Source organism: uncultured Williamsia sp., from assembly GCF_947494875.1.
GTDB lineage: Bacteria > Actinomycetota > Actinomycetes > Mycobacteriales > Mycobacteriaceae > Williamsia_A.
Genome location: NZ_CANLWM010000005.1, coordinates 403323 through 417129, shown reverse-complemented (window position 1 = coordinate 417129; position 13807 = coordinate 403323). Strand labels below are relative to the sequence as shown.

Genomic DNA, 13807 nt, shown 5'->3' with positions numbered 1-13807 from the left:
ACGGGTTGATGCCAGACACATCCACTCCGTCAGGAGGTCCTCCCCATTTCAAGACGGCACGCCGTCAACAACCTCTCGGGTCGCTACACCTAGCCGCTGTTACGGAGAGCCGTCGCGAGACCGTTCATGGTGAGCTGGATGCCGCGACGCACCTGCGGTGAGTCGTCGCCGGATCGGAAGCGACGCAACAGCTCCAGCTGCAGCAGATTGAGCGGTTCGAGGTACGGGAACCGGTTGAACACCGATCGCGCCAACGCTGGGTTGTCGGCCAGCAGGTCGTCGGTCTCGGTGATCGCGAAGTACATCTGCACCGTGCGGCGGTGTTCCTCGGTGATCATCCCGAACACCCGGGCCCGCAGGTCCTCGTCGGCGACGAGGTGTGAGTAGCGCTCTGCGAGGCCGAGATCCGATTTCGCCAACACCTGCGCCATGTTCGACATGACGGTCCGGAAGAACGGCCACCGACGGTAGTACGTCCGCAGGGTCTCGAGACGGTCGTCGTCGCCACCGATCCAGGTCTCGAACGCCGAGCCCGTCCCGTACCAGCCGGGCAGCATGACGCGGCACTGCGTCCACGACAGCACCCACGGGATGGCGCGGAGGTCGGAGATCTTCTCGGTCTGCTTCCGCGACGCCGGGCGGCTGCCGATGTTCAGCGCACCGATCTCCGACAGCGGGGTCGAGGTGGTGAAGTACTCGACGAAACCCGGCGTCTCGTGCACCAGCGCCGAGTACGCCGACCGGGCCGCCGCGGCGATCTCGTCGAGATCGGTGTAGGCGGACCCGGCGTCGTCCCCGAGACCCTCGGTGTCGAGCAGGGTCGACTCCAGCGTCGCGGCGACCAGGGTCTCCAGATTCCGCCGCGCGAGAACGGGTTCGGCGTACTTGGCCGCGATGACCTCGCCCTGCTCGGTGATCCGGAGCGCACCCTGCACCGCGCCGGGGGGCTGCGCCAGGATCGCGTCGTAGCTGGGGCCGCCACCGCGGCCGACGGTGCCACCCCGGCCGTGGAACAGGCGGAGCCGGATGCCGGCCTCCCGTGCGGCCTCGACGAGATCGAGCTCGGCGCGGTAGAGCGCCCAGTTCGCGGCCATGTAGCCGCCGTCCTTGTTCGAGTCGGAGTACCCCAGCATGATCTCCTGCGTGTCGCCCTGGGCGGCGACGAGCGCCCGGTAGAGCGGCACGTCGAGCACGGCACGCAACGTCGTCGCGCCCTGGTGCAGATCCTCGATCGTCTCGAAGAGCGGGACGACGCGCACGGTGCAGCGCGGCTCACCGCCGGCCGGGTCGAACAGGCCGGCCTCCTTGAGGAGCAGCAGCGCCTCGAACATGTCGCTCACCGAGGTGCACATGCTGATGACGTAGTTCGGCACCGCCTCGGGGCCGTAGGCCGCGACCGCCCGCGCCGCCGACAGCACGATCCCGATCTCCTTGGTCGCGAGCTCCCCGAGCTCGGCGCCCGCACCGAGCAACGGCCGCCGGTGCGACAACTCGCGGGTGAGCACCTCGACGCGCTCGTCCTCGGACAGCGATGCGTAGTCGTCGTGCACACCGGCCCACGCGAACAACTCGGTCACGACCTCCTCGTGCACGTCGGAGTTCTGCCGCATGTCCAGACCCGAGAGGTGGAAACCGAACGTGCGCACCGACTCCCGCAGTCGCAGCAACCGGTCGTCGGCGAGCGCCCCGTCCCGGTTGGACCGCAGCGACTCGTCGACGAGGTCGAGATCGGCCAGCAGCTCCGCCGCGGTGCGGTACGCGGGTGCGTGGGGGTCGTCGAGAGGACCCGGCGCCTCCGCGTCATCGCCGAACCGGTCGTGCACGGTCGCGAGCAGACGGGATCGGATGTGACGCAATGCGAGTCGATACGGCTCGTCGGCGGCGACGTCTCCGGAGTCGGCGCCGCCCAGTTCGATCACGGCGTCACTCACGGTGACCAGGCGCGAGGACATGCTCAGCTCCTGCGCCAACAGCGTCAGCTCGGTGAGGTGATGGTCCAACGCGGTCCGTGCGGCACGGCCCGTGGCCAGCGCGACGACGTCGCCGGTGACGAAGGGGTTGCCGTCGCGGTCACCGCCGATCCACGACCCCATCCGCACGATCGGCGTCTCGGGCAGCCCGGCCGACGGGTACTGCTCGCGGAGGTGGTCGCGCAGCGAGGCGTTCAGCGACGGGATCACGTCGAAGAAGGACGCGTCGTAGTAGCGCAGGCCCACCTCGATCTCGTCCTCGATCCGCAAGCGCTCCAGGCGGATCAGCGCGGTCTGCCACAGGCTGAGGACCTGCCTGCGCAACGCCGCGGTCACCTCGGCGTCCTCGTCCGGGGTGAGGTCCGTGCGGTCGCGGTACCGCATGAGGTCGGTGATGCGCCGCTGCACCTCGAACACGGTCCGGCGACGCGTCTCGGTGGGGTGTGCGGTGATCACCGGGATCACGGCCGCCGACGACAGCGCCTCCCCCACCCGCTCGTCGGTGAGGTCCGCCGCGGCGAGTTTCGACCACGTGGCGGCCAGCGAACTCGGGACCGGGGGCTCTCCCGCGCGGACGTGGATCGCGCGACGTCGCTCCCGGTGGATGTCCTCGGCGAGGTTGGCCAGCAGACCGAAGTGCGAGAAGGCGCGGATGACGGGGATCGCCTCGGCGGTGTCGACGCGGGCGAGGGCGTCGGCGAGTTCTCCCCGGTCGATCTCGGAGCGCCGCACCCGGAACGACTCGACACGGGCCTTCTCGACGAGCTCGAAGATCTGATCTCCGGCGTGCTCGCGGACCACGTCGCCGAGGAGACCACCGAGGAGCCGGATGTCCTGGCGCAGGGGCTCGGTCGCCGCACGGCCGGTGGCCGTCGAGGTGACCGGGGCGTCAGAGGGCGCCGCGAATGTCTCGGATTCGGTGGAGGTGTCGGTCATCGCATCAGTATCGCGTGCGATGCCGTCCCGCGCGCACCACGCGCCTCAGCGCGCGGGCGTCGGCGGGGTCAGGACAGCTTGATGTCGAGCCCGATGCCCAGGATGAAGATGAACCAGATGATGCCGACGAAGATCGTCAGGCGGTCGAGGTTGCGCTCGACGACGCTCGATCCGGACAGACTCGACTGCACGCCGCCGCCGAACAGCGACGACAGGCCGCCGCCCTTGCCGCGGTGCAGGAGCACCAGGACGACCATCAGCACACTGGTGACCACCAGTCCGATGTCCAGCGCGAGCTTCACTCGAATCCTCTCCGATCGCGGGCACGACCGGACCCCGGCCGTGCACCGTGGAAGTGTACGTGCCGAACCTGACCGATCAGGGCAGGGGTCCGCCCGCGGCGATCGCCGACAGCGTCGCGAACTCGTCGGACTTCAGCGACGCCCCACCGACCAACGCGCCGTCGATGTCGGGTTGGCCGACGATCTCGCCGACGTTCTTGGCGTTCACCGATCCGCCGTACAGGACACGCACCGACCCCGCCACGTCGTCGCCGGCGAGCTCAGCCAGCGTCGCGCGGACCGCGCCGCACACCTCCTGCGCGTCGGCGGCCGAGGCCACCCGCCCGGTCCCGATCGCCCAGACGGGCTCGTAGGCGATGACGACACGGGCGATCTGCTCCGACGTCAGCCCGGCGAGCGACCCCCGCAGCTGCGCCACGTTGTGCGCGACGTGGTCGCCGGCCTCGCGGACCTCGAGGCCCTCCCCGATGCACACGATCGGGATGAGCTCGTGCCGCAGCGCCGCCGTGGTCTTCGCCAGGACGACCTCGTCGGTCTCGCCGTGCAACGTCCGACGCTCGGAGTGACCGACGACGACGAAGGTGCAGCCGAGCTTGGCGAGGAACGCACCGCTGATCTCGCCGGTGTACGCGCCCGAGTCGTGCTGCGACAGGTCCTGCGCACCGTAGGTGATCAGGAGCTTGTCGCCGTCGACGACGGTCTGCACGCTGCGGATGTCGGTGAACGGCGGGATCACCGTCACGTCGACGTGGTCGAAGTACTTCGCGGGCAACGCGAAAGCGATCTTCTGCACCAGCGCGATGGCCTCGAGGTGGTTGAGGTTGCACTTCCAGTTGCCGGCGATGAGCGGCTTGCGGGTGGCCACGATCGGGTCAGTCCTCCAGAACGGTCAGGCCGGGCAGTTCCTTGCCCTCCAGGTATTCCAGCGACGCGCCGCCGCCGGTCGAGATGTGCGAGAAGTCGGAGTCGGGAAGCCCCAGCGACCGCACGGCCGCGGCGGAGTCCCCACCACCGACGACGCTGAACGCACCCTGCTTCGTCGCCGCTGCGATCGCCTCGGCGACACCGCGGGTGCCGGCCGCGAACTTCTCGAACTCGAACACACCTGACGGGCCGTTCCAGAAGATGGTCCGCGCGCCCGAGAGCACCGCGGCGAACCGGTTGACCGACTCCGGTCCGATGTCGAGACCCATCCAGCCGTCCGGGATCTCCGACGATGCGACGGTCTTCGCCTCGGCGTCGGCGGAGAACGAGTCGGCGACGACGACGTCCACCGGCAGGTGGATCACGTCGCCGAAACGCTCGAGCAGGTCCTTGCAGACGTCGACCTGGTCGTCCTGCAGCAGTGACGTCCCCACCGAGTAGCCCTGTGCCACCAGGAAGGTGAACGCCATGCCGCCACCGATGACGAGGGTGTCGACCTTCGGCGCGAGTGCCTCGATCACCCCGAGCTTGTCGGAGACCTTCGACCCGCCGAGCACGACGGCGTAGGGACGCTCGACGTCGGCGGTGAGCTTGCGCAGCACCTCCACCTCGGACCGCACGAGGTCACCGGCGTAGTGCGGCAACAACTTCGCGACGTCGTAGACCGATGCCTGCTCGCGATGGACGACACCGAAGCCGTCCGAGACGAACGCACCGTCGTCGCCGACGAGCTCGACGAGCGCCTGGGCCAGCTTGCCGCGCTCGGTCGCGTCCTTCGACGTCTCCCGCGGGTCGAAGCGGATGTTCTCCAGCAGCAGCACGTCCCCGTCGGTGAGACCCTCCGCCCGGGCCAGCGCGTCGGTGCCGACGACGTCGGAGGCGAGCTGGACGTTGCGGCCCAACTCCTCACCGAGACGCTTCGCGACCGGAGCGAGGGAGAACTTCGGGTCCGGCTCGCCCTTCGGGCGCCCGAGGTGCGCGGTCACGATCACCGACGCACCGGCATCGGCCAGCTTCGCGATGGTCGGCGCCGAGGCGACGATGCGCCCCGGGTCGGTGATCGTCGAGCCGTCGAGCGGGACGTTGAGGTCCGACCGCACCAGCACGATACGGCCGGACACCCCGGCGTCCAGGAGATCCTGCAGCGTCTGCAGCGCCATCGACGCGCGCCTCAGAGGGACTTGCCGACGAGGCCGATGAGATCGACCAGGCGGTTGGAGTAGCCCCACTCGTTGTCGTACCAGGAGACGACCTTGGCCTGGTCGTCGATGACCTTGGTCAGGCCGGCGTCGAACAGCGAGCTGTGCGGGTCGGTGACGATGTCGGAGGAGACGATCGGCGCGTCGTAGTACTTGAGGATGCCCTTCAGCTTCCCCTCGGCGGCGGACTTCATCGCGGCGTTGATGTCCTCGACCGACGCCGACTTCGACAGGTGCGCGGTGAGATCGGTGACCGAACCGGTCGGGATCGGCACGCGCAGCGCGTAGCCGTCGAGCTTGCCCTTGAGCTCCGGGAGGACCAGGCCGATCGCCTTGGCTGCGCCGGTGGACGTCGGGACGACGTTGATGGCGGCGGCACGCGCACGACGGAGATCCTTGTGCGGGCCGTCCTGCAGGTTCTGGTCCTGGGTGTAGGCGTGGACCGTGGTCATCAGGCCCTTGACGATGCCGAACTCGTCGTTGAGGACCTTGGCCAACGGGCCGAGGCAGTTCGTGGTGCACGAGGCGTTCGAGATGATGTTCTGGCTGCCGTCGTACTTGTCGTCGTTGACGCCCATGACGATCGTGATGTCCTCGTCGGAGGCGGGCGCGGAGATGATGACCTTCTTGGCGCCGGCGTCGAGGTGGCCCTGGGCCTTGTCGCGCGCGGTGAAGATGCCTGTGGACTCGACGACCACGTCCACACCGAGGTCGCCCCACGGCAGCGCCGACGGGCCCTCCTTGACCGACAGACCCTTGATCTCCTGGTCCCCGACGGTGATGGTGTCGCCCGAGGCGCTCACGTCCTGCGGCAGGCGGCCGAGGATGGAGTCGAACTTGAGCAGGTGCGCCAGGGTGTCGTTGTCGGTGAGGTCGTTGACCGCGACGATCTCGATGTCGGTGGTGCCGAGGGCCTTCTGGGCCTCGACCGCGCGGAAGAAGTTCCGGCCGATCCGGCCGAATCCGTTGACGCCTACCCGAACGGTCACTGTGTGCTCCCTTGTGCTGTGCCGGTGGTGCGAGCCGCCCGGCCCGCGTCACCGATCACCCTAATCGGGGCACCGGTCAGCCGCGACGGGCGGCCCGTGCCCCGCGGCGACCACCGGGTCGGACCGTCAGGCCTCGTCGAGCAGGTCCGCGGTGACCGCTGACTCCGTGTCGGGGATGCCCTCGGCCGCGGCCTTCTTGTCCGCCATGGACAGCAGCCGACGGATACGGCCGGCGACGGCGTCCTTCGTCATCGGCGGGTCGGCCAGCTGACCGAGCTCCTCTAACGACGCCTGGCGGTGCTCCACACGGAGCCGGCCCGCGTTGAGCAGGTGGTCGGGAACGGTGTCACCGAGGATCTGCAACGCGCGTTCGACGCGGGCCGCCGCGGCCACCGCCGCCCGGGCGGACCGACGCAGGTTGGCGTCGTCGAAGTTGGCGAGGCGGTTGGCGGTGGCGCGGACCTCGCGGCGCATCCGCCGCTCCTCCCACGTCAGTCGCGTGTCCTGGGCACCCATGCGGGTCAGGAGCGCACCGATCGCCTCGCCGTCACGGATCACGACGCGGTCGGCGCCGCGGACCTCGCGGGCCTTCGCCGGTACGCCCAGACGTCGGGCGGCGCCGACGAGGGCGAGTGCGGCCTCCGGGCCGGGGCAGCTGACCTCCAGCGCCGACGACCGCCCGGGCTCGGTGAGGGACCCGTGGGCGAGGAACGCGCCGCGCCAGGCGGCCTCCGCGTCGGCGACGCCGCCGCCGACGACCTGGGCCGGCAGACCGCGCACCGGGCGACCGCGCATGTCGAGCAGACCCGTCTGCCGTGCGAGGGCCTCACCGTCCTTGGTGACACGGACGACGTACCGCGAGCCCTTGCGGATCCCACCGCTGCGGAGCACGTGCACCTCGGAGTTGTAGCCGTAGAGGTCGAAGATCTCCTTGCGCAGGCGTCGTGCGACGTTGCCGAGGTCCACCTCGGCCTCGACGATCACACGCCCCGCGACGATGTGCAGACCGCCGGCGAAGCGGAGCAACGCGGAGACCTCGGCCTTCCGGCAACTCGTCTGGGTCACGACGAGCCGACTGAGCTCGTCCTTGACGGCCGCTGTCATCGCCACCGGTTGTCGTCCTCCTGCCCGGGTGTGCCCGGAGTCTCTCGTCGCGTGCTCGTGCCCCCGCGTGGTGCCCCGTCGCGCCGGGGGATCACCCCGGCGACGGTCCGGTCCCCTCGGCGTCACCCCCGCCCGACCGGTCGGCCCCGTCAGAGTAGCCATCCTGCCCGGCCCCGGTCAGCGTATGCACCATGGCCGCGACTCGGGCCGGGTCGTGGGTCTGTGTGCCCGGTCGGGCGAGATCGGCCACGTGCAGGATCGCGCCGAAGCGGTCGGCGGCGCGGCGGACGTGGTCGCGTTCGCGCTCCGACGGGACCGATCCGCCGTCGATGACGACGTCGTCGATGCGCAGGTCGTCGGCGTGTGCGTGGAGCACGTGCAGGTGTCTCTCGACCGAGAAACCGCTCGTCTCACCCGGTTCCGGCGCGAGGTTCACGAACAGCACACGACGCGCGGACGTCACCCGCAGCGCCGCGAGTTGGGCGGGGACCAGGACGTGCGGGATGACGCTGGAGAACCACGACCCTGGCCCCAGCGTGACGAGGTCGGCGGTGGCGATCGCCTCGAGTGCGGCCTCGCACGCGGGCGGGTCGGGGGGAAGCAGGCGGACGCGCCGGACCGTGCCGGGCGTCGTCGCGACCGCGACCTGTCCCGCGATCGACCGACTGATCCGCGGGTCGTCCTCGAGACCGGAGACGTCGGCCTCGATCCCGAGCGGCACCGTCGACATGGGCAGCACACGCCCGGTGACCCCGAACAGCTCGACCATCGCGTCGAGCGCGGCGACGGGATCGCCGAGGTGTTCCTGGAGGCCGGCCAAAAGCAGGTTGCCGACGGGGTGCCCGGCGAGGGCTCCACGCCCGCGGAAGCGGTGCTGCAGCACGGCCGCCCAGCGTGCGGCGGGATCGTCGGGACCGGATGCGTCCGCCTCGAGCAGGGCGGCCACCGCCATCCGGAGGTCCCCGGGCGGGATCACCGCGAGCTCGGAACGCAGCCGACCCGACGAGCCGCCGTCGTCGGCGACGGTGACGACCGCGGTGACGTGGTCACACACCTGACGCAGGGCCGTGACGGTCGCGTAGAGCCCATGACCGCCCCCGAGCGCGACGGCCGACAGCGAACCGGGCGCGCTCATTCGCGGCCCAGGTCGCGGTGGACGGCGCGGGCGTCGAAGGGGGTGAGGTCGGCGCGGTCGGCACCAGCCCACGACGTGTCGGCCGCGGGCGCACACAGACGGCGGGCCAGCTCGGTCGACATCGCGACGCTGCGGTGCTTGCCGCCGGTGCAGCCGATCGCGACGGTCATGTAGCGCTTGCCCTCTCGGGTGTAGCCCTCCGCGGTGAGCCGCACGATGCGCTCGTAGGCCTCGAGCCAGGCGTCCGCGCCCGGCTGCCCGAGGACGTATGTCGACACCGGGGCGTCGCGACCGGTGAGGTCGCGCAGGTCGGCCACCCAGTAGGGGTTCGGCAGGAAGCGGACGTCGGCGACGAGGTCCGCGTCGATGGGGAGCCCGTACTTGAACCCGAACGACTGCACCGTGATCCGCACGTCGGTGCCCGACGGTTGCGCGAACGCGTTGTCGACGATGGTCCGCAGCGCCGTCACCGACAACCCGGAGGTGTCGACGGCGAGGTCGGCCGAGTCCGACACCCCGGCCAACGCGGCACGCTCCCGGGCGATGGCGTCGACGAGGGTGCCGTCCTGCTGGAACGGGTGACTGCGTCGCACCTGCTCGTAGCGACGGACCAGGGCGGCGTCGCTGGCGTCGAGGAAGAGCAGTCGCACGGCGGCGCCCGTCGACTCCAGGCCGGCACGAACGTCGCTGACCCCGGCGGCGAATGCCGCTGTGGGCGTGCGCATCACGACCGCGACCTGATCGGTGCCGGGGGTCTCCTGCCGCGCCACGATGACCGTGCGCGGGATGAGCGGTGACGGGACGTTGTCGGTGACGTACCACCCGAGGTCCTCGAGCAGCCGCGCCACGGTCCCCCGCCCTGCGCCGGACATGCCGGTGACGAGCAGCACGTCCATGTCGCGCCCGGCGCCGTCCTCCAGCGGCAGACCGTGCCCGTCGTGGTCGCTCACGACGCCGGCTCCCCCAGCGCCCGCTGGACGGCGGCCGCGGTGGACGGGCCGATGCCCGGCACGCCGGCGATCTCCTCGACCGACGCCTGCTTGAGCCGGGCGACGGAACCGAAATGCGTCACCAGCGCCTTGCGCCGTGTCTCCCCCAGCCCCGGCACACCGTCGAGCGCGGAGGCCGTCATCCGCTTGCTGCGCTTGCTGCGGTGGTAGGTGATGGCGAAGCGGTGCGCCTCGTCTCGGACCCGCTGCAGCAGGAAGAGCGCCTCGCTGGTGCGCGGGAAGATCACCGGGTCCTCGTCGTCGGGGGTCCACACCTCCTCGAGGCGCTTGGCGAGGCCGATCACCGCGACGTCGGTGACGCCGAGCTCGTCGAGGACGTCGGCCGCGGCGCGGACCTGGGGTCCACCGCCGTCGACGACGAACAGGTTGGGCGGGTAGGCGAACCGTCGCGGTCGGCCGGTCGCCGGGTCGATCGCGGCCTCGGGCGCCATGTCCCCGCCGTTGTCGAGGGCGGGGTCGAGACCGTCGCCGGTCGAGACGGTCGCCGAGGGGTCTGCCGGGTCGCTGCGGTGCGCATCGGCGCGGTGGCGGAGGAACCGTCGGCGGGTGACCTCGGCGATCGACGCGACGTCGTCACTGCGGCCGTCGCCGGCGGCCTCCTTGATGCCGTAGTGCCGGTAGTCGGACTTGCGGGGCAGGCCGTCCTCGAACACGACGAGCGACGCGACGACGTCGGTGCCCTGCACGTGGGAGATGTCGATGCACTCGATGCGCAGCGGCGCGTCGTCGAGGCCGAGGGTCTCCTGGATCTCGGTGAGCGCCGCGGAACGGGTGGTGAGATCGCCTGCGCGCTTGAGCTTGTGCTGTGTCAACGCCTCGCCGGCGTTGCGCGCCACGGTGTCGAAGAGTGCCTTCTTGTCGCCCCGTTGCGGCACCCGCAGACTCACGTGCGCGCCCCGCAACCCCGACAGCCACGTCGAGAACTCGTCGGCGTCGGGCGGCAACACCGGAACCAGGACCTGGCGCGGCACCGACTCGAGACCACCGGGCTCGCCGTCGGCGACGGTGGACGCCTGGTCGACCTGTTCGCCGTAGAACTGGGTGAGGAACTGCGCGACCTGTTCGGACAGGTCGGGTCCGTCGGATCCGTCGTCGTCGTCGTCGCGGCCGGACAGGTCGTCGACGCGCTCGACGACCCACCCCCGTTGGCCGCGGACACGTCCGCCGCGGACGTGGAACATCTGGACCGACACCTCGAGGTCGTCGGCGACCATCGCGATGACGTCGGCGTCGGTGCCGTCACCGAGGACGACGGCCTGCTTCTCGAGTGCCCGCTTCAGCGCGCCGACGTCGTCGCGCAGCCGCGCGGCGCGCTCGAAGTCGAGATCCTCGGCCGCGGTGGCCATCTGGGACTCGAGGTTGCGGATCATGCGGTCGGTGCGCCCGGCGAGGAAGTCGCAGAAGTCCTCGACGATCTGCCGGTGCTCGGCGGCGTCGACCCGGCCGACGCACGGCGCCGAGCACTTGTCGATGTAGCCCAGCAGGCAGGGCCGGTCGATCTGACCGTGGCGCTTGAACACCCCGGCCGAGCAGGTGCGTGCGGGGAAGACGCGCGTCAGGAGATCCAGCGTCTCGCGGATCGCCCAGGCGTGCGCGTAGGGCCCGAAGTAGCGGACTCCCTTGCGTCGCGGCCCGCGGTAGACGAACAGCCGCGGGTACTCCTCGTTGAGGGTCACCGCGAGCATCGGGTACGACTTGTCGTCGCGGTAGCGGACGTTGAAGCGCGGGTCGAACTGTTTGATCCAGTTGTACTCGAGTTGCAGCGCCTCCACCTCGGTGGTCACGACCGTCCACTCGACCGAGCCGGCGGTCGTGACCATGCGGCGGGTGCGGGGGTGCAGGCCGGACAGATCCTGGAAGTACGAGGTCAGCCGCGACCGCAGGTTCTTCGCCTTGCCCACGTAGATCACACGTCCGTGGGGATCCCGGAACTTGTAGACGCCCGGGTCGGTGGGGATGCTCCCCGGAGCCGGGCGGTACGTGGTCGGATCGGGCACCGGTCCAGGTTAGTACGCCACTCCGACGACCCGGGTGGGCTAGCGTCGCCGGGACATACGCCGCCTGCGCCTGTGCCTCGGGCGGCCCGGCGGGAAGGCGGGACCTCATGCGGGAACGGTCGCGATCGGCACGATCGGCGGTGCGGGTCGGGTGTCTCGTCGCCGTGGTCGCGCTCGGCGTCGGGGCGTGTTCGTCGTCGTCGACACCCGACGCCGCCGGCCCCGGGGTGTGTGCCACCGCGGCACCGGCGTCCTCCGCGGCGGCGGGCGCCCCCTCGTCGGCGGGCTCGTCGTCCCGCGACATCTCCACGGCCCCGGAGGTCGCGACCGGATACCGCGCGGGCCTGGCCCCGGTGCGGACGAGATCGTTCGCGGTGGTGACCGCGAATCCGCTCGCCACCCGGGCGGCGTGCGAGGTGGTCGCCGACGGTGGCACCGCTGCCGACGGTCTCGTGGCCGCGCAGGCGGTGCTCGGGCTCGTCGAACCGCAGGCCACCGGGATCGGTGGGGGCGCGTTCCTCGTCTACTTCGACAGGGCGTCGAACTCGGTGCAGGCCTACGACGGCCGCGAGACCGCGCCTGCGGCGGCGACCGGCGAGTACCTCCGACAGATCAGCCCGGTCGACCCCCGTACCCCGATCCCGTCGGCGCGGGCGAGTGGACGGTCCATCGGGACCCCCGGCGTGCTCCGCATGCTGCAGATGGCCCATGACGACCACGGTGCGAAGTCGTGGCGGTCGTTGTTCGACCCGGCGATCGCACTGTCGGACAACGGTTTCGCGATCAGTCCCCGCATGGCCGCGGCCATCGCCGACAGCCGCGACGACCTCGCGTCGGACGAGCAGGCGCGGTCGTACCTGCTGGAGCCCGACGGCGCACCGAAGCGCGCGGGCACCGTCCTGACCAACCCGGCGTACGCGAAGACGTTGGGCGCCATCGCCTCCGACGGACCCGACGCCTTCTACACCGGCGCCATCGCGCGCGACGTCGTCGAGGCGATCGGGCGCACGACGCGGCTGTCCCCCACCGGCGCGCCCACGCCCATGACCCCGGGCGTCACCACGCTCGCCGATCTGGCCGGATACCAGGCGAAGAAGCGCACCGCGCTGTGCACGCGGTATCGGGACCACGTGTTGTGCGGCATGCCGCCGCCCTCGTCGGGCGGGATCACCGTGGCCTCGACGCTGGGCATGCTCTCGTCGTTCGACCTCGCGAAGCAGCGACCCACCGACCTCGACCGTAACGGCGGACGGCCGACCGCCGAGGCCGTGCACCTGATCTCCGAGGCCGAGCGGCTCGCCTACGCCGACCGCGACGCCTACGTCGCCGACACCGATTTCGTCCCCCTGCCCGGTGGGTCGCCGGCGGCGCTGCTGAACCCGGCGTACCTGAAGGCCCGCGCGGCACTGATCGACCCGAACCGGTCCATGGGGACCGCGAAGCATGGGGACCTCGGCGACGTGCCCGTCGGGCGTGACACCCCCGAGCACGGCACCAGCCAGATCTCCATCGTCGACCGGCAGGGGAACATGGCGTCGATGACGACGACCGTCGAGTCGTCGTTCGGGTCGTTCCACCTCGTCGACGGGTTCGTGCTCAACAACCAGCTGACCGACTTCTCCGCCGCCCCGACCGGTGACGACGGTCGGCCGCTGGCGAACCGCGTCGCGCCTGGGAAGCGGCCGCGCAGTTCGATGTCCCCGACGCTGCTCTTCGCCGCGCAACCCGACGGCTCCCGCGGATCGCCCGTCGGGACGATGGGTTCGCCCGGTGGGTCGGTCATCATCCGGTTCGTCGTGAAGACGCTCGTGGCGATGCTCGACTGGGGCCTCGACCCCCAGCAGGCTGTCGGCGCCGTCGACTTCGGGGCCGCGAACTCACCGACCACGAACGTCGGCGGCGAGCACCCCGACATCGACGCCGCCGACAACGGCGATCAGGACCCGCTGGTGCAGCAGCTGCGCGCGAAGGGCCATCAGGTGTCGGTGGCCGACCAGAGCTCCGGTCTCGGCGCGATCATGCGCGACGGCGACGGCTGGATCGGTGGCGCCGACCCCCGCCGCGAAGGGGTCGTCGCAGGCGACACCCGCTGAGCGACCGGTTCCACCCGTCGACTGGGCAGCTGGAGACGTCGAGTGGGCGGCTGGAGAGGTCGACTGGGCGTTCGGCGGCTCATCGAGGCCGCTCGCGCCCACTCGACGGGTCCCGCCGCCCACTCGACGGGTCCTCGCGCCCACTCGA

General features: G+C 71.0%; 10 protein-coding genes. 1 reads left to right on the top strand and 9 read right to left on the bottom strand.

Annotated elements, in window-relative coordinates; all coding sequences use genetic code 11:
- Positions 1-89: 89 nt before the first annotated feature.
- The 9 genes from ppc to uvrC form a co-directional block, all read right to left on the bottom strand.
- Positions 90-2906, bottom strand: a complete 2817-nt coding sequence (ppc, locus tag Q1A98_RS14270) for a phosphoenolpyruvate carboxylase (protein ID WP_299574642.1) — start codon at positions 2904-2906, stop codon at positions 90-92.
- A 68-nt stretch (positions 2907-2974) separates the two neighbouring features.
- The gene (gene secG, locus Q1A98_RS14265) at positions 2975-3208 is read right to left on the bottom strand and encodes a preprotein translocase subunit SecG (RefSeq protein WP_299574640.1); all 234 of its coding nucleotides are present in this window, start codon (positions 3206-3208) and stop codon (positions 2975-2977) included.
- 76 nt (positions 3209-3284) lie between these two features.
- Positions 3285-4073 carry a triose-phosphate isomerase gene (tpiA, locus tag Q1A98_RS14260; RefSeq protein ID WP_299574637.1) on the bottom strand — a complete coding sequence of 263 codons (789 nt, stop codon included), beginning with the start codon at positions 4071-4073 and terminating at the stop codon, positions 3285-3287.
- Positions 4074-4080: 7 nt separating this feature from the next.
- Complete coding sequence (locus Q1A98_RS14255) at positions 4081-5292, bottom strand: phosphoglycerate kinase (protein WP_299574634.1); 1212 nt, start codon at positions 5290-5292, stop codon at positions 4081-4083.
- A gap of 11 nt (positions 5293-5303) precedes the next feature.
- Positions 5304-6320: a type I glyceraldehyde-3-phosphate dehydrogenase gene (gap, locus tag Q1A98_RS14250; RefSeq protein WP_299574631.1), complete on the bottom strand. Its 1017-nt coding sequence runs from the start codon at positions 6318-6320 to the stop codon at positions 5304-5306.
- 126 nt (positions 6321-6446) lie between these two features.
- Positions 6447-7424: a DNA-binding protein WhiA gene (whiA, locus tag Q1A98_RS14245; RefSeq protein WP_299574724.1), complete on the bottom strand. Its 978-nt coding sequence runs from the start codon at positions 7422-7424 to the stop codon at positions 6447-6449.
- A gap of 91 nt (positions 7425-7515) precedes the next feature.
- Positions 7516-8559, bottom strand: coding sequence for a uridine diphosphate-N-acetylglucosamine-binding protein YvcK (yvcK, locus tag Q1A98_RS14240; protein WP_299574628.1), 1044 nt, complete (start codon positions 8557-8559; stop codon positions 7516-7518).
- Positions 8556-9509, bottom strand: a complete 954-nt coding sequence (gene rapZ / locus Q1A98_RS14235) for an RNase adapter RapZ (RefSeq protein ID WP_299574626.1) — start codon at positions 9507-9509, stop codon at positions 8556-8558. The genes yvcK and rapZ overlap by 4 nt, the downstream gene beginning before the upstream one ends.
- Positions 9506-11566: an excinuclease ABC subunit UvrC gene (uvrC, locus tag Q1A98_RS14230; RefSeq protein WP_299574623.1), complete on the bottom strand. Its 2061-nt coding sequence runs from the start codon at positions 11564-11566 to the stop codon at positions 9506-9508. The genes rapZ and uvrC overlap by 4 nt, the downstream gene beginning before the upstream one ends.
- A 107-nt stretch (positions 11567-11673) precedes the next feature.
- Here uvrC and Q1A98_RS14225 point away from each other — a divergent pair, with 107 nt between their 5' ends.
- Positions 11674-13659, top strand: a complete 1986-nt coding sequence (locus Q1A98_RS14225; protein ID WP_299574621.1) for a gamma-glutamyltransferase family protein — start codon at positions 11674-11676, stop codon at positions 13657-13659.
- Positions 13660-13807 lie beyond the last annotated feature (148 nt).